General features: G+C 39.7%; 18 protein-coding genes, 1 tRNA gene, 2 rRNA genes and 1 other annotated feature (1 of these 22 cut by a window edge). Of the genes, 4 read left to right on the plus strand and 17 right to left on the minus strand.

The genetic code is table 11. The features are described 5' to 3' along the window. Positions 1-466: 466 nt before the first annotated feature. Genes VXM77_RS08065 through VXM77_RS08075 form a run of 3 tightly spaced genes read right to left on the minus strand, consistent with a single transcriptional unit; the run spans position 467 to position 4,128 of the window. Positions 467-1,690: a PfkB family carbohydrate kinase gene (locus VXM77_RS08065; protein ID WP_338505937.1), complete on the minus strand. Its 1,224-nt coding sequence runs from the start codon at positions 1,688-1,690 to the stop codon at positions 467-469. 24 nt (positions 1,691-1,714) lie between these two features. After that, the gene (locus tag VXM77_RS08070; RefSeq protein WP_338505939.1) at positions 1,715-3,070 is read right to left on the minus strand and encodes a gluconate:H+ symporter; all 1,356 of its coding nucleotides are present in this window, start codon (positions 3,068-3,070) and stop codon (positions 1,715-1,717) included. 23 nt (positions 3,071-3,093) lie between these two features. Further along, on the minus strand, positions 3,094-4,128 hold the full coding sequence (locus tag VXM77_RS08075; protein WP_237658988.1) for a zinc-dependent alcohol dehydrogenase family protein: 1,035 nt from the start codon (positions 4,126-4,128) through the stop codon (positions 3,094-3,096). Between the two features lie 576 nt (positions 4,129-4,704). Between VXM77_RS08075 and VXM77_RS08080 the strand changes: the two genes are divergently transcribed. The 3 genes from VXM77_RS08080 to VXM77_RS08090 all read left to right on the plus strand — a co-directional run bounded on the left by VXM77_RS08080 (position 4,705) and on the right by VXM77_RS08090 (position 7,794). Next, complete coding sequence (locus VXM77_RS08080) at positions 4,705-5,841, plus strand: ROK family protein (RefSeq protein WP_338505942.1); 1,137 nt, start codon at positions 4,705-4,707, stop codon at positions 5,839-5,841. A gap of 193 nt (positions 5,842-6,034) precedes the next feature. Beyond that, entirely contained in the window at positions 6,035-7,216 is a 1,182-nt protein-coding gene (locus tag VXM77_RS08085) for a M20 family metallopeptidase (protein ID WP_161832792.1), read from the plus strand. Positions 7,217-7,359: 143 nt separating this feature from the next. Then, entirely contained in the window at positions 7,360-7,794 is a 435-nt protein-coding gene (locus VXM77_RS08090) for a hypothetical protein (RefSeq protein ID WP_161832793.1), read from the plus strand. A 195-nt stretch (positions 7,795-7,989) separates the two neighbouring features. Here VXM77_RS08090 and VXM77_RS08095 read toward each other — a convergent pair whose 3' ends face one another. Continuing rightward, on the minus strand, positions 7,990-8,310 hold the full coding sequence (locus tag VXM77_RS08095) for a hypothetical protein (protein WP_161832794.1): 321 nt from the start codon (positions 8,308-8,310) through the stop codon (positions 7,990-7,992). A 142-nt stretch (positions 8,311-8,452) separates the two neighbouring features. Next, entirely contained in the window at positions 8,453-8,713 is a 261-nt protein-coding gene (locus VXM77_RS08100) for a hypothetical protein (RefSeq protein WP_161832795.1), read from the minus strand. Positions 8,714-9,069: 356 nt separating this feature from the next. Between VXM77_RS08100 and VXM77_RS08105 the strand changes: the two genes are divergently transcribed. After that, positions 9,070-9,984, plus strand: a complete 915-nt coding sequence (locus VXM77_RS08105) for an Rpn family recombination-promoting nuclease/putative transposase (RefSeq protein WP_338505945.1) — start codon at positions 9,070-9,072, stop codon at positions 9,982-9,984. Positions 9,985-10,346: 362 nt separating this feature from the next. Here the strand turns inward: VXM77_RS08105 and VXM77_RS08110 are convergent, their stop codons facing one another. From VXM77_RS08110 to VXM77_RS08165, 12 genes are all read right to left on the minus strand, one after another. Continuing rightward, positions 10,347-11,615, minus strand: a complete 1,269-nt coding sequence (locus VXM77_RS08110; protein WP_237658990.1) for an ABC transporter substrate-binding protein — start codon at positions 11,613-11,615, stop codon at positions 10,347-10,349. A gap of 169 nt (positions 11,616-11,784) precedes the next feature. Next, positions 11,785-13,338: a hypothetical protein gene (locus VXM77_RS08115; RefSeq protein ID WP_338505950.1), complete on the minus strand. Its 1,554-nt coding sequence runs from the start codon at positions 13,336-13,338 to the stop codon at positions 11,785-11,787. Between the two features lie 137 nt (positions 13,339-13,475). Further along, positions 13,476-14,420 carry an IS30 family transposase gene (locus VXM77_RS08120; protein WP_289461060.1) on the minus strand — a complete coding sequence of 315 codons (945 nt, stop codon included), beginning with the start codon at positions 14,418-14,420 and terminating at the stop codon, positions 13,476-13,478. A gap of 139 nt (positions 14,421-14,559) precedes the next feature. Further along, a complete protein-coding gene (locus VXM77_RS08125) occupies positions 14,560-14,682 on the minus strand; it encodes a hypothetical protein (RefSeq protein WP_255421511.1) in 123 nt (40 codons plus the stop codon). Between the two features lie 291 nt (positions 14,683-14,973). Beyond that, positions 14,974-15,354, minus strand: coding sequence for a hypothetical protein (locus VXM77_RS08130; RefSeq protein ID WP_161832917.1), 381 nt, complete (start codon positions 15,352-15,354; stop codon positions 14,974-14,976). Between the two features lie 98 nt (positions 15,355-15,452). Next, entirely contained in the window at positions 15,453-16,502 is a 1,050-nt protein-coding gene (locus tag VXM77_RS08135) for a response regulator (RefSeq protein WP_338505953.1), read from the minus strand. A 250-nt stretch (positions 16,503-16,752) separates the two neighbouring features. Then, complete coding sequence (locus VXM77_RS08140) at positions 16,753-17,475, minus strand: amino acid ABC transporter ATP-binding protein (RefSeq protein ID WP_161832915.1); 723 nt, start codon at positions 17,473-17,475, stop codon at positions 16,753-16,755. Then, entirely contained in the window at positions 17,468-18,151 is a 684-nt protein-coding gene (locus tag VXM77_RS08145) for an amino acid ABC transporter permease (protein WP_338505957.1), read from the minus strand. The genes VXM77_RS08140 and VXM77_RS08145 overlap by 8 nt, the downstream gene beginning before the upstream one ends. Before the next feature lie 240 nt (positions 18,152-18,391). Further along, positions 18,392-19,162: a transporter substrate-binding domain-containing protein gene (locus VXM77_RS08150; protein WP_161832913.1), complete on the minus strand. Its 771-nt coding sequence runs from the start codon at positions 19,160-19,162 to the stop codon at positions 18,392-18,394. Positions 19,163-19,337: 175 nt separating this feature from the next. Then, positions 19,338-19,562 (minus strand) — a binding site (T-box leader). Between the two features lie 176 nt (positions 19,563-19,738). Continuing rightward, positions 19,739-19,812: transfer RNA gene (locus VXM77_RS08155), tRNA-Gly, on the minus strand. 10 nt (positions 19,813-19,822) lie between these two features. Beyond that, positions 19,823-19,931 (minus strand): 5S ribosomal RNA (gene rrf / locus VXM77_RS08160). A gap of 173 nt (positions 19,932-20,104) precedes the next feature. Further along, positions 20,105-22,230 (minus strand): 23S ribosomal RNA (locus tag VXM77_RS08165) (it continues 768 nt past the right edge of the window).

A 22,230-nucleotide genomic window follows, 5' to 3' on the forward strand; every position in this document is an offset into this window, starting at 1 on the left:
GCTATCCTCCTTTTATTAAAACATCTCGCCTTTTTTTCATCCGCTAGCAAGCGTCATTTTTGGCTACAACCCCTTTCTTACGTCCGATAAATAAAATAGCGACCCACCATCCTACTGAATTTTTCACCTTTACGTGACTCTCTCTGTTGGGAACTCCTATAAGAGGTCAGACACTTGATGAGCAAGGGGCCCCTATAAAGAAAATAACGATTTCAAAAGAGGACATCATTCATTTTCTTCATTATAACATATCAAAGCCCGCCTATCACTCATCTGCAACTATTTCATAAAAGATAGCGATTCGCGATTTAACCTTCCGTCAGTTGCAATCAGCTAAGGTTTCTTAAGATCTGATGCACAGAGCGCTTAAAACGTAAACAAAAGGATGACGAGTGTCAACTGTCATCCTTTTGTTTGTTCTTAACCAGGGGGGCGACTTGTCCTGATCACCCTCGTCCCTACTAGACTACGCAAATCCAATAAAACGTTTACAAACTGATTCTTTAAGAGGCATCGCTGGAATCGCCCCCATTTGTTCAACACATAAGCTTGCAACCGCATTTTCAAGTCTGACGTGAGACGTTAATCCCTTTAAAGATAGTTGTGACATCAAAATAGGGTGTTGTGAAAGACTATGTAAAAAGCCGCCTAGAAAGGCATCTCCCGCTCCCGTTGTATCGATGACATGGCTTAAATACCCTGGAATCAACTGCCCGCCTTCTTCCGTATAAAGATACGCGCCATCCTTTCCGAGTGTAATCAATACGATTTGAACCCCTTGATTAATTAAACACGTGGCAGCAGCCTCTGGAGTCGATTGATCCGTTAAAAGCTCCATCTCAACCTCCGAGATTTTCATAATATCCGTATAAGGAATCATCTGGCGCATGACCTCTTTCGCGATTTCTTCACTCTCCCATAAGGACGCCCGATAATTTGGGTCATAGGAAATCATCGCCCCATGTTCCTTTGCATATTTAACCGCGTAAAACGTCGTCTCATAGCTCGGTTGATGCGTAAGAGACAGCGATCCTACATGAAAGATGCGACTCTGTTTTAAAATTTCTAATGGAAGTTCCTCTTTTTGAATTTGGGTATCCGCCCCCGGCTTTCTAGCAAATGAAAAGGTTCGCTCCCCGCTTTCATCTAATTCTACAAAGGCGAGCGTCGTAAAGAAATTTGAATCAAGAATGAGTCCCTTAGTCTCCACTCCTTCCGCTTCTAGTGTTGTTTTCAAAAACCTACCGTGAGCATCTGTACCCACCTTTCCTAAAAATGCCGTTTTTGATCCCAGTTTGCTAGCAGCAACTAAAACATTAGCAGGAGCTCCTCCAGCATGTTGAACAAATATTTTTTGGCCGGATGCCGTGACACCCTCTTGTGTAAAATCAATCAAAATTTCCCCAAGCGCCACTAAATCATACGCCTTATCATTAATAGCGCTTTCACCTTTTAGTAAATGAAAAGTGCTTAATCTTTTTAAAACCTCATCAATCACCTGTTGATCCTCTGTTTCAAGTGATAATTTCGCCTCTTCCATAAAAGGTAAACTCAGCACTCCTAGTAATGATTTTGCATTAACCACGTAACGATGACAATGAAGCCAAACCTCACACGGTGTTCCTTCTGCAATTGAAACTAAATCTTTCGCATGCGTGATACTATTTAAAACAACCTCAATTTGAAACACGTTTTTATCCTCCTTTTTTCGACTTTAAGCAAACATCGAAATCACAAGGGCACAAACCAACCCTGTCACTCCAATTAATGTTTCCATAACTGTCCATGATTTTAATGTTGTTTTTTCATCGATTTCTAAAAGTGAGCTCACCAACCAAAACCCTGAATCATTAAAGTGACTAAAGGCCGTCGCTCCCCCATTAATCGCACAAACCATGGCGGCTAAATAAAGGGGTGACAATTCCATCACAGCAGGCATCGATGCCATAATTCCGGCAGCCATCGTCATCGCCACAACCGCAGCTCCGACAGAAAAACGAATAAATCCAGCAATGAGGAAAGCTGCTAAAACATAAGGTAAGCCACTACTTTCTAATAGGCCACCCACAAGTTCTCCTACGCCGCAAGCTTGTAAAATAAAGCTAATTATACCTCCACCTGTAATGACAAGTAAAATTTGTCCAGTTGGCCGTAAAGAGCGCTCTAAAATCTTTCGCACTTGTTCCGCATTATACCCTTGTTTAATCCCTAAAAGATAAACGGCACTTAATACAGCTATCACTAATGCCACAAACGGCGTCCCTAAAAACTCAAGAATCGGTCGAATCGGGCGAAGCCCCTCAAGATAAACCGATACAGTACTCGCTAGAATTAAAAGAAGTGGGATGAGAATAATAGTTGCCACTAGCTTAAAAGATGGAAGTTGACTTTCATCAATTTCCTCTACTTCCAACACATTGGTCGGTAAAGTGGTATGCAAGCGATGACCAATAAAGCGTGAGAAAAAGATTCCTCCCACAAGTAAGGCCATTAGCCCGACAATCACACCAACGACGATCATAATCCCTAGGTCAACCCCTAAAAGATTAGCGACTAGCACTGAGCCCGCAGAAGGTGGAATAAACGCAAAGGCTGAGGCCAATCCGGCCAATAACGGAATCACATAATAAAGCGTTGATCGTTTCGTCTTTTTCACCAACCCAAAAGCCAGTGGAATTAAAATAACGACACCTGCTTCAAAGAATACGGTAATCCCTACGACTAACCCTGTTAACCCAAGAGCAAGTCCCGCTCTTTTTTCACCGAATTTTTTGATTAAGGCTTGGGCTACTGCCTGGGCCCCACCTGAGACCTCTAATATTCCCCCGAACATAGATCCCAGTCCAATCAGTAAGATAATCCCCTGTAACGTTTGTCCCGCTCCCTCTTCAACAGCAGACACAAGCATTGGGACAGGAAGACCGCTTCCAAGTCCTATAACAAACGCGGAAATAAGGAGCGAAATAAACGGATGAAGCTTAAATTTAACAATTAAAACGAGTAATAACAAAACGCCACATAAGGCGGCTATCACTAGCCGCTGTGGATCTGCAATAAATGCTGGACTCATACTATCCCCCCTCTAATCTCTTCCTATTTAGAAGGAGAAATTAAATACTTCCCTTTCGCACGTAACTTTGGATCGCTTAAAATCTCTTCTAATTGTTCAAGTCCACATACCTCATAAATCATGCTCTCAACATCTAAACGACCTGAATCAATTAAATCTAACGCACGTTTTTGTGTATATGGATTAATGTAAGACGCTTTTAAGACTAACTCTTTTTGGAAAATTTCAAACGGTTTAATGCGTAACTCTTCTTCGGGTTTTGTTAATCCAAACATCATGACAACTGCTTTATTTCCTGCAACCTTAATCGCTGTCTCAATCGTATCGATTCGCCCAACACATTCAATAACCGTATTAATCCATGTCATGCCATTTTCCTTAAGTACTTTTTCAACATCTTCTGTTAACGGATCGATACAAACGTCTGCTCCAATCGATAATCCCACTTCACGTTTACTCGCGACTGGCTCTAATAAAGCGACTTTTGCTGCCCCCGCTAATTTAGCCAATTGAATCATTAATAATCCAATCATTCCCCCACCGATGACCACTACTTGATGTCCAGGTTTAATTTCACACATATCAATTCCATGTAAACAACAAGCCACAGGTTCCCCCATTGCTCCCTGCTCAAAAGACGTATGATCACCTAATTTATAAATTTGGCTTTCTTTAACCACACAGTATTCAGCAAATCCACCATTCACTGTTGTTCCATACCCGATCATATTTTCGCAATAATGTGCCATTCCATTTCGGCATGGATCACAAACCCCACAATAACAATTCGGATCCACACTCACACGGTCTCCAACCGCGCAACTTTTAACTGCGGTACCTACCTCTTTAATAACCCCCGAAAATTCATGTCCTAAAATGGTCGGTGGTGTAACAGGTGCCGCTCCCTCATCACCTTCATAAATATGGACGTCCGTCCCGCATACACCACATGCTTTTACTTCAACTAATACCTCATGTTCTCCAACAGCAGGAAGAGTCACTTCCTCTACTTTCAATTGATGTTTCCCGTAAAATACCGCACTTTTCATTTTATTCATCCTTTCTCTCCTAGAAACTTTCCACTTTAACTTTAGACTTAATGTTAAGTGTAAGTTTATTTTAGCCTAAACTTTCTGTTTTGTAAACGCTTTTTTAAAATTTTTTTTATATTTTTTTTACTCCCTTGAGCTTTTTTTGATTTATTGCCTTGAATGTACTATAATTACGACTAGAGAAAAACAGAAATATTTTCTATATATAAACTAAAACTAAAAAAATCGGCTCTTTTGGATGATTTTGTCCTAAATGTTTCTCGCAGCCTAGCACTGCCCACCACTTCTTGTTAAATATTTACCGTGAAAAAGATTAGCCAGACTTTGTGTAATTTTGAGTGCACAAGTGGTCGCATTCTCTCACAGATCCTTATTTTTTCCTCACCGATCCAAAAGAAAATTGACGATAGCGACCCTAGAAATCTGAATGAGTCTAACTCTTCCTTGCCTAAATCTCTACGCCAATTCCTACGCTGGCAACACGCGCCCCCCCTGATAAGACCCACACTCTAATCGCTGGCGAGCAACATTTTTGCGTTTATATTTAGATTGAAATAGATGATGAAAACTAGGAGGTACCCGATGATAAGCAAAGGAATGACCACCATGGCCATTAAACAAATTAATTTAAAGAAAGTCTACACTGCCATTTATCAAGAGAAGGAAACATCAAAACTACAATTGGTTCAATCTTTACAGATGGGGCTTTCCACCGTTAGCCAAAATCTTAAAGAGCTAGAAGATCAAGAACTTATCCTTAAAACGGGATATTTAGAATCAACAGGGGGAAGACGTGCCCACTTAATCACCATTAATAAATTAGCCCGAACATCAATCGGTCTTGGCATTTTAAAGGATTGTATTCAGCTTGTCCACGTCAACTTATACGGTGAGGTCACGCATAAACAAACCCATCCCATCCCCTACTCGGATGAAACACCGTACTATCAAACAATAGGTAAGCTCGTTCAACAATTTATCGAAAAAAACAACATTAACCCCGATCGCCTTTTAGGTGTATCCATTGCTATTCAAGGCATCATTTCTTCAGATGGTGAGTCCGTCAGTTATGGCCCCATCCTTCAAAATGACCAGTTAAAACGCTCGACGCTTGCTGAGTTCATTCCCTATCCTTGTCGATTGACTCACGACTCTAAGGCAGCTGCCTACCTCGAACTTTGGCACCACCAAGAGCTTGATAGTGCCATCCTTCTCCTTTTAAATGAAAACCTAGGTGGCGCTATTATGACCCACCGTAAAGTTCATAATGGACTTCAAATGAGAAGTGGAATTATTGAGCACCTCTCCCTTAATAAACAAGGCCCCACTTGTTACTGCGGTTCCCGTGGATGCTTAGAGACTTACTGTTCTATCCATGCACTTGTCTCCCAAGCAAAAATGAGTGTTCCTGACTTCTTTGAAAAGTTACGCGCCGGCGATGATCACTGTCAAACCATTTGGAAAACTTACTTGACTCACTTGGCAGAGGCGATTCGAAATATTACCGTTATCGTCGATGGCGTCGTCATTATTAGCGGACACCTTGCCCCTTACTTTAATCAAGAAGATCTCACCTTTATTCAACATTACTTAAAAGAAATTGCCCCTTTCCCACTCACCCGTGAAAATATTATTCTTGGAATTGAAGGAAAATACACCCCCGCTATTGGCGCGGCACTATACAATATTGCGGATTATTTAAAAACGATGATGGTTTAATGAGCCTTTTAGAAGAGGAAAGACATCGATCTCTTTTAATACCGTGTGCTCGTGTTTAAGTTCACGCCCTCCCTGTTCACCTGACGTGATGTGCATCATAAGAGAGAGATTTTTATTCACCCTTTAAGAATCTTAAAATTTTGTTGTATAATGTTTTATAATCAATAAAATTAAAGAAAAAGGGGATGTTCCGATGAACACATTAATAACACAAGCACTAGCCATTAAGAACGAATTAATCGGTTACCGTCGCGCCCTTCATCAAATTCCTGAAGTGGGCGCAACTTTACCTCAAACGAAAGCTTATGTCATGGAACAACTAAAATCATTGGGTTATGATCCGATTGAAATTTGTGAAAGTGGAATTGTAGCGACCCTTACAGGATCGGTTGGAAAAACCATAATGCTACGTGCCGATATGGATGCTCTTCCAGTGAAAGAAACGTCAGCCTGCGACTTTAAATCAACAAATGGTTGCATGCACGCTTGCGGACACGATATGCATACTGCCATGCTCCTTGGGGCTGCAAAACTCTTAAAACAGAATCAGGATCAACTTGAGGGAACCGTTAAGCTAGTTTTCCAACCTGATGAAGAAGGCTTCACCGGGGCTAAAAAAATGATAGCAGCCGGTGTCTTAGAAAATCCTAAAGTTGATGCCGCTTTGGCGATGCATGTTCACTCCCAAACACCGTCTAATCTCGTTTTATGTGGACTTGGCACAACGATTGCCGGATGTTACCGATTCCAAATTGTAGTTAAGGGGACAGGGTGCCACGGGGCAATGCCAGAAACAGGTGTTGATCCGATTAACATCGCCGTCCATATCTACCTCGCACTTCAAGAAATCATTGCACGTGAAGTGTCACCTTCAAAACCAGCTGTCATCACCATTGGAAAATTTGTTGGAGGGGAAGCACCGAACGTCATTCCCGGAGAAGTTGTGATGGAGGGAACCATCCGCAGCCTTGATAAGGAACTTTTAGATTACATGGTTAATCGAGTAAATGAAATCGTCGTTTCTACAGCGACAATGTTTAGAGGCTCGGCTGAACTGATTGAGCTCTCTTCTGTTCCACCGCTAACGAATGATACACCGTTAGCACATGAAATAACTTCTTATATGAAAGACCTACTTGGTGAGCAGGCTGTCATTCAATTTGAACAGGGAGGCATGGGTTCTGAAGACTTTGCGTCATACGCCTACCATGTGCCAAGTGTTTATCTCTTACTTGGAGCTGGAACAGAGCAGGAAAACCCATTATTCGGAAAACCGATGCATAATGAAAAAGTAGTCTTTAATGAAGATATTTTACCTACTGGTGCCGCGATGCACGCCTATAATGCCATCATGTGGTTAAAAAACAACAAATAACTGATGGGAAGCCTTGAAAAGAGGCTTCCTTTTTTCAGCCCATTGCCCCTTTCAAAAACAACATCCTATCTTGTCGTATTTCTCTGTTTAGAAACATATATTACTAATGGCAAACGATGTTTCACTAAGGGAGATGATGAAAAATGGCAAATGTTAGATTTAATGCGTCAAGTTTTTATGTCCCAAAAGATAAATTTCTAGTTGCAATCAATGAATCGTGTACAGCGCACAAAGAGGACAATCCTCAATCAAAGGTCACCGCTCATCTAGCAAAGGACCAAGTCTTTGCAGTCACAAGCGAAACACCTCAACACTTTAAAACAAAAGTGGGTTGGATTGCTAAAGAAGCTTGTCATGTCTTAGATCAATCATCAAATGAAGTTGTACAACCATTACCGGAAAGTTTCGTCGTTAAAGTCATTAGTAACACAGCTGTTTACACTGAACCTGCGACAACCTCTCACGCCACGACAGTTTTACGAATTGGTTCCTTACCACGCGTCGTCGGAGAATCTCATGAATTTTATCAACTAGAACACGGTGGATTCATCCAAAAAAACGGTTGCCGTCATTATTAAAGCCCGATTCGAATCGGGCTTTTTTCAATGAAAAAAAGACTCCCTTGAAGTGAAAGAGCCTTTTTCATCTAATAAACATAAGTGGTCACTAAAACCCCTTTCGTGAATTCCTCCAAATTAAAAACGACGAATCGATCGTCGTCTTAAAGAACTCGCTCAACTTTATGAAAATAGCTTTCACTAACCTGCCATTTCCTAGTGCTTATGCCTCATTTCCAAAAATAATCCAAGGAAGAAGACAACAAGTAGATAAATCAAAATCATTCCCCATGAAGCTGGACTTAAAAATAGCCAAAGCGTGATGGCATAGGAAATGGAAGTCATCATAACAGCGACATGCAAATTTCCTCCATAAAAAGAAACGAGCATTCCTTGCAAAAAATAAAGAAATGGAAATAATGCTAATAAAGGAACATAAATTTGGGCTCGGCTTCCCTCTGTTTTAGCTAATACTTCCCCTAAAAACACAATCACTAAGGGCATCATATAAACAATCAATCGCATCACTCTTTTCATCTCATCCGCCTCCCTCACAGATAAAGCCCTACTTTATCTTATGATAAATGGTAGCGTTTCGATTATGAAAGTTATATAAATATTAAAAGGAGGATTCTTTCAAATCCTCCTTTTACCTCATTTAATTTTTGAAACTCATCCGTTATCTTGACACAAAATTAATGAGATAAAGACCATAACAAACTGAACCCCCAAACATTAAAAAGAAACTCCCATAAATAATGAGTTTTCTTAATTGCGTAAGAGTTAGATGATTGATGATAACCCGTCGATTTAAAACAGCTAACGGGATAAAAATCAAAATACCGATTGTTTTATAAAACCAAAATATATAAATAAGAAAAGTAAATAAATTTAATGTCACCATTGAAGCCACTGGATTTTTATATAGTATCTGTTTCACCCCATCACCCATCTTCCTTTTTTTACATATTAACTTATCTAGCATTAACTGTCAGGCAAAAACGAGCTATTTTTAAAGGCTTAAATTTAACTAATCCATTTTCAGGATCACCACAAGAATTGAGTCTTAACAAAAAGTTGATAAAAATAGCCGAATCACAGCAGTCGCATTTAGGCGTTTTGTCATTACTAATGAAGCCCTATTAGAGCTAATTTTTAGTTGAACCCGATCACGTGCCATTTGCTGTGAAGATTCAAAATATTTTAATTTAAAAAGGAAATCTCCGTTTATACGCGTATTGTAAGATAGAAAGAGGTTTTGACATCGTTAATATGTTATAATGGAGGTAATTAATTATGATAAATTTAGATGATTTAATGAAACAACCGAAAGGGGCTGGAGAAAACGTGGGACCGGTATTATTACCCCCAACAATGGACTTTGTATTTAAGGGGCTGTTTGGAAACGAGAAGAGACCAGAACTGTTAATTTCATTTTTAAATGCCGTTTTGACGCCAGATGAACCGATTACTTCGATTACCTTTAAGGACCGAACTATTGACAAGCAATACAAAGAGGATAAAATGGGGACTTTGGATATTTTAGCGACCACCAATAAAGGGGAGTTAATTAATGTCGAGGTTCAAGTGGCAGATGAAAAAAATATGATTGAATGCAGTTTATTTTATTGGAGTCGTTTGTTTTCTGGGCAACTTCAAAGTGGTATTCCTTATCAGAAGTTAGAACGAACAGTCTGCATCAATCTCTTATCTTTTGACTTACTTGAAACTGCCGAGTATCATAGTTGTTACGTTTTAAAAGAACGCGAGCGAAATGAACAATTAAGCGACCTTTTAGAAATCCATTTCATTGAATTAGATAAGATAAAAGACATCCACCATGCGGATGAAATAAAAACACAATTAGAAGCCTGGCTCGAATTTATTAAACATCCCGAAAGTCAAGTCAGCTATGAGTTGGCACGTCAGGATGAAACGATTCGCGAAGCAAAGGACGAACTCCTTGTCCTAAGCTGTAATGAAAAATACCGTTTATACTATGAGGCTCGCTTAAAGGCTCTACTTGATGAAACAAGCCGTCTACAAACAGCACGAGATGAAGGAATTGAGCAAGGAAAGATGCAACGGGATTTAGAAATCGCCAAGAACCTATTAGACGTTCTAGATGACACAACAATTGCGTTTAAAACGGGATTACCCGTACTTACTGTTAGCCAATTAAGAGAAGATAAAAATAAATTAAAAAAGTAGCCACTCAGCTACTTTTTTAATTTATATATCATATAGACTCTATATACTTTACCCACCCATATTTCATCTTTAAATATTTTTTTAACAAAAAGTTGATAAAAATTGCCACATCACAGCAGTCGCATTTAGGCGTTTTGTCATTACTAATGAAGCCCTATTAGAGCTAATTTTTAGTTGAACCCGATCAAGTGCCATTTCTTAATTTATTTCAAACAAAGAAACCCTTATAAATCCTGATTAAAGAAGGCTAAACATTTTGCCCTGGCTTGCCATACGTTGTGAGAGGTGTCGTTCCTACACCATAAATAGGCTTCCGTTTTTTGTATTTATAACATAAAAAAGGGAATACTTGTCCCTTTTTCCTAATTTAATTTTTGAATATAGCGTTCAATTGTTTCAACAACATCAGCATTTGTTAACACGATTTCTTCAATCATTGCTCCCACTTCGGTACGGACTAAATTAGAATTTTTATGATCCATTAAGAACAGCGGTTCAACAAATCCGCTCTTTGCAGCTTCAATTCCCGCTTCCTTAGCTGATTGCTTGGCCTGTTGCACATATGACGCATAGTCTTCTGACGTCGCCACTGATTCACGGATAGGTAAATACCCCGTGCTTGTTGCCCATTTTAAGTTTGCTTCATCAGATGCTAAATATTTAATAAATTCAAAAGCCGCATAAACCTCTTCCGATGTTTTATTTTTGTTTAAAATGGCAACATTGTTTCCTTGTTGAATATTTTGCGGTTGATCAACTTTTAATTGTGGGATCATTGCCGCTTCCCAAACAAAGTTTTCTTCTGGTAAAAAAGCTTCACTTGCGCTTGATCCAATATATAAATAAACATTCTCAGCTAAAAAAGGACCTGATGAAAAACTATCCTCACCTGCTAAACGCCAATACCCTGCATTCACATTATCTTGAAGCATCGTTAATGCCTCAATCGCTGCCTCATTATTAAAAAGTAGGTCTCCTTTTGAATTCGTATACTCAGCCCCTGCTTGCATTAAATAAGTAATTAAATAATTCGCTGGGTTATCAATACTAAACGCCGTTTTCCCCGTCAATTCATAGATCTTTTTAGAAACTTCCGTTAACTCATCCCACGTTGTTGGAACGGTTAATCCATGTTCATCAAAAAATGTGCGATTATAAAAGAGTAAATCTGTTGATTTAGAAAACGGTAAAGCATAGTAGCGTTGATCCTCACAATAACTTGAATTTTCTAAACGGTACCCTTCATAAATATCTTCGAAATCATTCATTCCGATTTCTTGGTTAAAAATATAATCATCTAACGGTTGAACAATCCCAGACCCAATAAACTCCATGATATTATTAACTGTCCCTTGAATAACTGCGGGATTATTTCCGGCTTTAATCGCAGCCATCGTTTTAGCCTTTAAATCTTCGTAATTACCTTGGTATGTACTCTTTACTTTAATTCCTTTTTCGCTTCCAATTCCTTCATTAAAATCGGCTACTAATTCCGTCATTGTTTCACCTAACGCCCCGCTCATTCCGTGCCAAAACTCAATCTCAACTGGCTCCTGAATCGACGTCACCATTTCCATTTCATTTTGCTGCGTCTTTCCTTGACACCCTGCCAAACATAATAAACCACTCATAAGTAGCAAACTCCATCGTTTCTTCACTTCAATACACCTCATTTTACTTTTTTTGGCCTACATCCTTTAAACTGTTAATAAAAATTTCTTAACAATTTCAAACAAATTATACCATTATCGACCTAAAAAGTATACTTTTTTACAATAAAAGAGGGGGTTCACCCCTCTTTTATTTTTTAAATGCGATATCCATTTTTAATAAATCCCCATCTATTACTACTTCTAATTGGGCATCCATATACTCGGCTAACTGATTTAAACTTGCAGGCCATGTCTCATTCACCTCTGAGCGAATCACACTACGTGTTGTAAACACCACTAAATCTTCCGATTCTGCTAATTGTAAATACACGCGCGTCTGTTGTAAAGCTGACGTGGCAATTCCCATTAATAAAGAATCCATCAAGAGTTTTAAGTCCTCCTCATTCGCCTGAATAGATACTGTCTTTTCTGGAAATCTTAGTTTGACTTCTAATGGTATATATTCTTGTTCCAATTGCACTAATGTATCAGAGATGAGTTTCGTTAAATTAACCGTTGTCTTTGGGCGATTTAGTGCACATAATTTCAAAAGAGACTCGATTTGGACAGCAACATTTTCAATATCGGCGGTATTCTCAACAGAATGCTTCACTCTCGTTAACGTTTCCTTTAAAAGTTCCAGACGTGAAACCATCAAATCAACACGAGGGTCTTCCTTGAAAATCACTTTTTCTACTGTTTCTGTTTCAACCACTACTTTTGGTCGAGTCCAAAAATAGACTAACTGACCTAAAATCGTATGTTGACGAATCATCTGCCATGGGCCAATCACAAAAAATTCTTTTACATAAAGGGCATGAAGTAGGACAACCGCAATAAATCCTCCCCAACAAATGAGGTTAATCCAATGAACAAGTGCAGGGTCAATCAACTGTGTCCACTGGTGAGCCTGCGTCAGCACAACAAGGAGTGGAGCAAACGCTGAGGCAATTGCCGTCACAATGACAAAAATGAATCTCAGTTCCAATGGAACAAGCAATAATCCTCGTACAGTAGCAAGTTCCTCAAACCACGAAAATGGGAGGATAAAGACAATAACTAAAACAATAAGCGTAATGGATACTAAATAGACAACGACAATTTGTAAATACTCCCCACCTAAGTAATTTTCAATTTTATGATTGAGCAATCCATCCTTAGACAAACTCTGATGGACACCAAAAACCATCGTTGTATCTTTGATATCGGTTGGATAGTTTGATAAATACCCTTCTAATCGTTGCCGTGTTTCCGTCGAACTGGCCCCGATAATCTTCTTAATCGTTAGTTGTCCTTCCCCATCAAATTGTAAGGCGAGCACATACTGATACGCTGACAAATCATCCGTCTTTTCGGCTGCCCCTTCCGTTAATAGCTCGGCTAATTGATCCCCTTTATGTTCTAATACCTCATCCCCCTGTTTAAGATAATAATCCATGTCCTTTTGGTAATCCCGTTGCCAACTTTGCGACAACGTATAAAACTGACTTGCTTCCCCTTCTTTTAAGACACTGTCTAACGAATAGATTCCTTCGGAAAAATTCCACAAAAACATGTAAGACTCGTAAAAATTATCCGTCATTTTAATGGCACGCTCTCGCATTTGCGGGTAGCGTGAATAAATACCGATAGCACCTAAGCCAATCATCAGAATAACGATCACTCTAATCAACACTTTATGGATGTTAGCTCGCTTCTTCATTCATAACCCACCTTTCAATAAACTATCACTTCCCCCATTTTACCCTAAATATCTTAATAAAAAACATGATTAATTCTTAATAATTTCTTAATACCCCGAGGCGTTTATCATGAATTATATTTCTACATGACGAATTGTCAATACAAATGCGACAGTTTCTCATGAAATAGCTCGAATGAAGTTTTCCAACCTAAGCATTTTCGTGGTCGATGATTAATGAGGAGGAGGGCTTCATCAATCTCTTTCTCACTAACTCGTGCTAAGTCCGTCTTCTTCGGAAAGAATTCTCGAAGAAGACCATTGGCATTTTCATTACTTCCTCTTTGCCAAGAGGAATAGGCGTCAGCGAAGTAAACAGGAACCTTTAAATCTGCTTCTACTTTGGAATAACAAGCAAACTCTTTTCCTCGATCAACGGTATAAGTTTTAAAGGTGTCTTTAGGAAAATGTTCATATAACTCACTAATCGCTCGGTACATTTCAGATGCTGAGCGATTTTCGATTTTAACGGCGACATAAAATCGTGTTTGACGTTCAATAAATGTAGCTAAACATCCTTTACTTTTACCACGGCTTGAAACAACTGTATCAAGTTCCCAATGACCAAATGCCTGACGTTTTTTTACCTCTTTCGGACGTTGATGAATTGATGTCCCAATGTTAAATCGTCCGCGTGTTTCTCGTGGTTTTCGGCGTTTTCCCTTTTGCCTTAAACAGCTTAAATCCCCTAACAAAATCGTTCCGTCATAAATCCAACGATAAATAGTTTTGAATGAAATAACACCCTTTAAAACCGTATTAGAAATTTGTTCAGGCGACCAGGTTAACTTTAAATAATGTTGGATGGTTTGAATAACTTCTTCAGATTTGGTCTCTGGACGATGACAAACTAAGCGACGTTGCTCGGCTAATTCATCTGCTAGCTCTGCTTGATACGTCTTTTGAGTATTTCGTTTTAGTTCACGAGCAATGGTTGAATGATGACGATTTAATTGCCCCGCAATTTGTCTCGTTGAATAACCCATTTTTGAAAGAACTTCTATACGTGTACGCTCAAATGTGTTAAGATGTTTATAACTCATAAATAGATCTCCTTGTTAAGAATTTGGTGTGGTAACTTCATTCTATAACAAAGAATTCTATTTATGAGCTTTTTTTATTTGTCGCACTTAATATTACAATCTGTCACATAAAAAAAGATGATTTCTACCTTAGAAATCATCAACCTTTCATTATGAAATGATACATCACTAAAACAACAAGAAGAATCGTCATCATATTCTTCAATACATATCCAATTCCAACATGATTTTGCTCACCATAATACATCGCTTTACGCTGCATCGACCTTATATCCCCCTTAACGACAATACTCTATTATCTATTTACAATTATACATTAATTTTGATATTTTCCAACATTTTTTTATCGCATAACGAAATGAATCATCACGCCAACAATTAAAGCTACCGTCATCAGATTTTGGAGAATATAACCTATACTTTGTTCATTCTTGAAATATCCCATGCGTCGCTCCTTTTTCATCGACTTCCGCCTCCTCCTACCTCATTCGTTTACTTTAAAACTATAACGCAAAAATCTTAATAAAAAGATAGAATCATTCTTAATTTTTTCTTAAGGAAGAATTAACTTTTCATACCACTCTGATACAGAAATCCCCTCGTATTCTACTTCATAGCAAAGTCCTCCCTTTAAGATGCGCGTCGTATCCTCCCCATTAAACAGCACCGTCTGTACCAACTGATCCCCCTCATAAAATTCATAAACAAGCGGTTCAGATAAGACATAGGATTCTTCACGAACAAGATTTCCTCTTTTTGCTTTCAATAAAATATCAACAAGTTGTTCGACATCCTCGGGCTCTTCAATCGTAGATTTAACCTCCTCTCCAAATCGAACCTCCACCCGATTAACAGAAGAAAGTTTATTTTCTCCACTATTTATGCATCCGCTTAGTAAAAAAAGAGTTCCAACAAGAAGCCACCCCTTTTTCATTTACATCGCCTCCTACTTCATTTTAGTCATCATTCAACAAAAATATGAAAAAAACTGCCTTTTAAAAGACAGTTTTTTTCATATTCTATCGAATTGTTCTAAATGATGCCGTCGAACTTTATTCTCTCCTGATAACGCTTCGGACTAACCCCACATTGACGATTAAATAACCGGTTAAAATACAGTTGATCCTGAATGCCAACTAATTGGGCGACTTCCTTAATCTTAATACCAGGAATTCTCAACAGTTCTGTCGCCTTATATACCCTTAATTCATTAATATAGGTACAAATCGTTTTAGAAGTATCCTGTTTAAAAAGACGGGCTAAATACGATTCATGTAAACAGGCCATTCGTGCTAACTCGCATCCTGAGATTCGTTTCATGTAGAATTGATGAATGTAGATTAAACTATTAAATACCTCTTGTCGATAATAGCTAGCTGTTTCTTCAATCCCCGAAGTCAGGTAATTCCGTAACGCTTCTATAGACTCCACCATAATTCCACGGGAGACCTCATTCTTCACCTTTAAGGTGTCCCTTAATTGAGCACGCAGTTTCATCCAATAATCGAAGCAACTGATTTCATGAAAAACTCCATTTTTTGCGATAACCACGGCAAATCCACTATCATTTAATCGAAAAACATTACATCCAAGAAATACTTTTTTAACTCGCTCTTCAACTAACTTACCGTGTCTGGTGTCGAGACTGCGTTGAAAAGTAAGATAATACAAAAGAAAAGGACCTGTGTGTGCCATCTCCTGACTCGTCGGATAGCAAATCGATGCACGCCTGATCAAAGATTGCATCTCCTCGGAATTTAAATGTTTCTTGATACAGTAATCAAACACTCCTAATCGCATGGCCTGGGACACTTGGTCATAGTCCTCATGATTGCTAAGCACAACAATTAGGGCCCGATGATAGCGCCTTTTCATCTCTTGAATTAACTGAATCCCCGATATTTTAGGCATTTTTAAATCAATAAACACTAAATGATACATTTCCTGAGACAAGAGTATCAGTGCTTCTGTTGCATCACTACATCGTCTCACCTCACAAAAACCAAAGCGCTTCCATTCGACAATATAAAAAAGTTTATTTAAAACATCCTCCTCGTCATCCACCAATAAGACCCTTAACAAAAACAATTCCCCCTTTTCCCATTTTTACTTAAAGCTCTATTTCATTCCCTTCTTCACACACCTAATTTTTCTCTCTCATAACTAATTCATTGCCCCCCCTTCCTATTTTCCTATTATACAACAAATTTCAGTTTTTTTCTATATCATCCCTCTTTCCCTGCTAATCTTCGAATATTTCTCTTAATTTCCGAGGAAATTAATGAACGAGAAAAAAAGCTACCTGCCTTTTCGCTGGTAGCTTTTTATGACTTTATAATACTTTTGCTAAAAATTCTTTCGTTCGTTGGTGCGTCGGTCGAGTAAATAATGTTTCTGGCGTAGTATCTTCTAAGATTTTTCCACCATCAATAAAAATGGCACGTGAGGCAACTTGTCGAGCAAACCCCATTTCATGGGTAACAATGACCATGGTCATTCCCTCTTCTCCTAACTCTTTCATCACATCAAGTACTTCGGTTACCATTTCCGGGTCTAATGCAGATGTCGGTTCATCGAACAACATCACCCTTGGTTTTAAGGCCAGTGAACGAGCAATCGCAACACGTTGCTTTTGACCCCCTGATAGTTTAGAGGGATAGACATTAAATTTATCCTCTAAGCCAACACGTTTTAATAACCCCAGAGCTATTTCATTTGCCTGCGCCTCATCCATTTTTTTTAAAAGTTTTAACGCTAATGTAATATTTTCTCCAACTGTTTTATTTGGAAATAAATTAAAACTTTGAAATACCATCCCGATTTGCTCACGAATTTCATTTAAATTCGTTTTTTTATCTAAAAGGTTTGTTTCTTCAAATAAAACATCCCCTGATTCCGGAATTTCAAGTAAGTTTAAACATCTTAATAAGGTTGACTTTCCCGATCCTGAGGGACCAATAATAGTTACAATTTCTCCCTCTTTAATCTCTAAATCAATCTCATGAAGCACCTGTTTTCCGTGAAAATACTTTGATAATTGTTTTACCTTAAGCATCTTGTTGTAATCTCCTTTCAAATATAGTCACAAGTTTTGAGCAGCCTGATGTTAAAAGGAAATAAATCAGGGCAGCTACTATATAAACACCAAACGCATTAAATGTAGCTGCAGTTACTTTATCTGCGTTATACATTAAATCAGCCAATCCAATAACAGAAACAATAGCAGATTCTTTAATAATAACAACAAACTCATTTCCAAGTGCAGGGAGAACATTTTTAATGGCCTGTGGTAAAATGATATGCTTTAACGTTTGTCGTTCACTTAATCCAAGTGAACGTCCCGCCTCCATTTGTCCAACCTCGACCGCCTGAATTCCTGCTCTAAAAATTTCGGTTACATAGGCCCCTGAATTAATAGCTAAGGCAATTGCCCCTACGATAAATTCTGCTGGAATAAAACCAAGAGGTTTTAAACGAATTCCGCATAATTGAGGAATCCCAAACCAAAAAATAAATAACTGAATCATGAGCGGTGTTCCACGGAAAAAGGCGATGTATGCATCCGCTAACTTATTGAGTAATTTACCAATAATCCCTTTATTATTAAATCTTAAAATAGAAATTAAAATTCCGATTAATGTTCCTGAAACAACCGTTAATAAAGCTAATAATATTGTGATCCCAGTTCCCTTTAAAAGCATGGGATAATAATCAATAATAAAGTCAAACATTTTTCCACCTACTTCATTTTAATTCTTCTTTTCCTCTAACAGGCTCCCTCATTCTCGTTCCTCACTCTTTTAGAAGTTAGTAAAGGAATTTTTAGCCTTTTTAAAGGAATCCTTTTTAAATGTAGGAACCCTATTCCTTAAATAGGATCCCACTCTTCACCGAACGTTGTGTCACGGCGTTTAAACTATATTTTTTCATTTGTAATCTGGCTATTCTTTATCTTTAAAGAAAAGCATCATCTAGTTTGCCAACTGCATTGCCTCTTCTAACATTTTTCCAAGGGTTCCGTCGGCTTTTAATGTAGAAATAATTTTATTGACTTGCTCTGTTAATTCTGTTGATTCTTTTGGTAAGGCAACGGCCATTTTTTCCTCAGATTCAATTTTAATGTCTGAGACAACCACGTTATCAAATTGTTCTGCATAACGTGCCGCAATATCATTTCCTAAAATAACGGCCTCAACATTTTCATTACTTAACTCTAAAACAATGGATTGTGTTGATGCGAGTTCTTTCACATTTGTTGTTAATGATTGCGCAATTGGTGTCTGAATACTACCTAATTGTGTCCCGATTTTAACATCTTTTAAATCCTCTGTTGTTTGATAACGATCAGCATCTTCTTTTCTGACTAAGACTGCATTTTCTCCCGTATAGTAAAAGTCTGAAAAATCAACTTGATTTAAACGCTCTTCATTAGGTGACATTCCTGAAATAACCATATCCACTTGCCCTGACTGTAAGGCCCCAATTAATGAGTTGAAGTCCATATTTTTAAATTTAACCTCTACGCCTAGTTCTTCCGCAATTTTTTCACCTAACATGACGTCAAAACCAACAAGTGTCTCTTTCCCATCTACCATTTTATAAAACTCAAATGGAGGATAATCCCCCGATAACCCGATTAAAAGCGTTCCTTCCTTTTGAATATCCTCAATGCTAACCCCCTGTTTTGAACATCCTACCATTCCAATGAATACGAGCATGATCATTAATAATACCTTTTTCATTACAATCTCCTCCTCTTAAATTTCATGATTTAATTTGAGCTCCTTTTTGACCAAGAAAAAAAGACCCTCTCTTGAATAAGAGACGATCTTTTACCGCGGTACCACTCTTATTGATACATTATAGTTAAATTTATTAGAAATTATGACAGATAAAAAAAATCGCCTCTTATTTACCATAAGAGACGATGATTCACCGCGTTACCACTCTAATTAATACAACTAAATTGTATCCACTCTGCTCTGTAAGGGGAGTACCCGATTATCATACTCTATACTTATCATATATTTGTGATAATCTCCATCAAAGGGCGTTTCACGAATAAGTACTGACTAGACTCCCACCCTCACTAGCTCGCTTAACAGTTTAACTTATTGCTACTTTCTTTATCAAAGGATTTATTCAAACTAAATTGTTAGTTATATTCTAAATGATGGAACCCATAAATGCAAGCTATTTTTATAGATTTTTTATAAATAGACGGGAAATCTCATTTCGTATCCTTCTTTATCTCCCACAACATACGATTTAAGCTTCATAATATAAAAAAACATCCCGAAGGATGTTAATTGGCTATTTGGAGCGGGTGAAGAGAATCGAACTCTCACAGTCAGCTTGGAAGGCTGAAGTTCTACCATTAAACTACACCCGCATTTTTTTCGGCCTAGCGACGTCCTACTCTCGCACTTGCGTACTACCCTCGGCGCTAAGGAGCTTAACTTCTGTGTTCGGTATGGGAACAGGTGTGCCCTCCTTGCCCTTATCACTAGACCTTCTGTCAGATCTTATCAATCTCACAAAACTAGATATCTTCTGCTTACTTCTTCTTGTCCGGCAACTCTCGCATCACAGTGGTAAAGTTCAATAACTGTTCATCACCTTCGTGATTCCTCAGTTCTTTTCACTTTCTGCCTGTGATAACCGCTCGTTTTTGCCTTTCCTATTTAGTTAAGTCCTCGATCGATTAGTATCAGTCCGCTTCATCTGTCACCAAACTTCCACTCCTGACCTATCTACCTCGTCGTCTTCAAGGGATCTTACTTCTTTCGAATGGGAAATCTCATCTTGAGGGGGGCTTCACGCTTAGATGCTTTCAGCGTTTATCCCTTCCACACGTAGCTACCCAGCTATGCTCCTGGCAGAACAACTGGTACACCAGCGGTGTGTCCATCCCGGTCCTCTCGTACTAAGGACAGCTCCTCTCAAATTTCCTACGCCCACGACGGATAGGGACCGAACTGTCTCACGACGTTCTGAACCCAGCTCGCGTACCGCTTTAATGGGCGAACAGCCCAACCCTTGGGACCGACTACAGCCCCAGGATGCGATGAGCCGACATCGAGGTGCCAAACCTCCCCGTCGATGTGAACTCTTGGGGGAGATCAGCCTGTTATCCCCGGGGTAGCTTTTATCCGTTGAGCGACGGCCCTTCCATTCGGTACCGCCGGATCACTAAGCCCGACTTTCGTCCCTGCTCGACTTGTTGGTCTCGCAGTCAAGCTCCCTTCTGCCTTTACACTCTTCGAATGATTTCCAACCATTCTGAGGGAACCTTTGGGCGCCTCCGTTACTCTTTGGGAGGCGACCGCCCCAGTCAAACTGCCCACCTGACACTGTCCCCTGACCAGCTCATGGCCACGGGTTAGAACCCCAGTAACACAAGGGTAGTATCCCAACAGCGACTCCTCCAAGACTGGCGTCCTGGTCTCTTCGTCTCCTACCTATCCTGTACATGTGTCACCAGTGCTCAATATCAAGCTACAGTAAAGCTCCACGGGGTCTTTCCGTCCTGTCGCGGGTAACCTGCATCTTCACAGGTACTATGATTTCACCGAGTCTCTTGTTGAGACAGCGCCCAGATCGTTACGCCTTTCGTGCGGGTCGGAACTTACCCGACAAGGAATTTCGCTACCTTAGGACCGTTATAGTTACGGCCGCCGTTTACTGGGGCTTCAATTCAAAGCTTCGCTTGCGCTAACCTCTCCTCTTAACCTTCCAGCACCGGGCAGGCGTCAGCCCCTATACATCACCTTGCGGTTTAGCAGAGACCTGTGTTTTTGATAAACAGTCGCCTGGGCCTTTTCACTGCGGCTTGCTTTCACAAGCACCCCTTCTCCCGAAGTTACGGGGTCATTTTGCCGAGTTCCTTAACAAGAGTTCTCTCGCTCATCTTAGGATTCTCTCCTCGCCTACCTGTGTCGGTTATCGGTACGGGCACCTAATAAATTATCCCTAGAAGCTTTTCTTGGAAGCGTGACATCAGCTGACTTCACCCTTTCGGGCTTTCGGCATCACAGCTCAATGTTTCGCCATGCGGATTTGCCTACATGACCACCTCACTGCTTACACGTGAATCCATTCACACGCTCAACTTAGCCTTCTCCGTCACTCCTTCAGTTTATTAAGTGGTACAGGAATCTCTACCTGTTGTCCATCGGCTACGCCTTTCGGCCTCACCTTAGGTCCCGACTTACCCAGGGCGGACGAGCCTTCCCCTGGAAACCTTAGGCTTTCGATGGATAGGATTCTCACCTATCTTTCGCTACTCACACCGGCATTCTCACTTCTAACCGCTCCACAGCTCCTTCCGGTACTGCTTCTCCGCTGTTAGAACGCTCTCCTACCACTGACACTTCGTGTCAATCCGCAGCTTCGGCGGTCCGTTTAGCCCCGGTACATTTTCGGCGCAGAGTCACTCGACTAGTGAGCTATTACGCACTCTTTAAAGGATGGCTGCTTCTAAGCCAACCTCCTAGTTGTCTGTGCATCTCCACATCCTTTTCCACTTAACGGACACTTGGGGGCCTTAGCTGGCGGTCTGGGCTCTTTCCCTTTTGACCATGGACCTTATCACCCACAGTCTGACTCCCGATCATATCTATCTGGCATTCGGAGTTTGATTGAGATCAGTACCCCGAGGTGGGGCCATCACCCATTCAGTGCTCTACCTCCAGTAGACTCTTATCGAGGCTAGCCCTAAAGCTATTTCGGAGAGAACCAGCTATATCCGTGTTCGATTGGAATTTCACCCCTAGCCACAAGTCATCCAAGCACTTTTCAACGTGCCCTG

Origin of the sequence: Turicibacter sp. KK003 (genome assembly GCF_037014675.1) — a bacterium.
Lineage (GTDB): Bacteria > Bacillota_I > Bacilli_A > MOL361 > Turicibacteraceae > Turicibacter > Turicibacter faecis.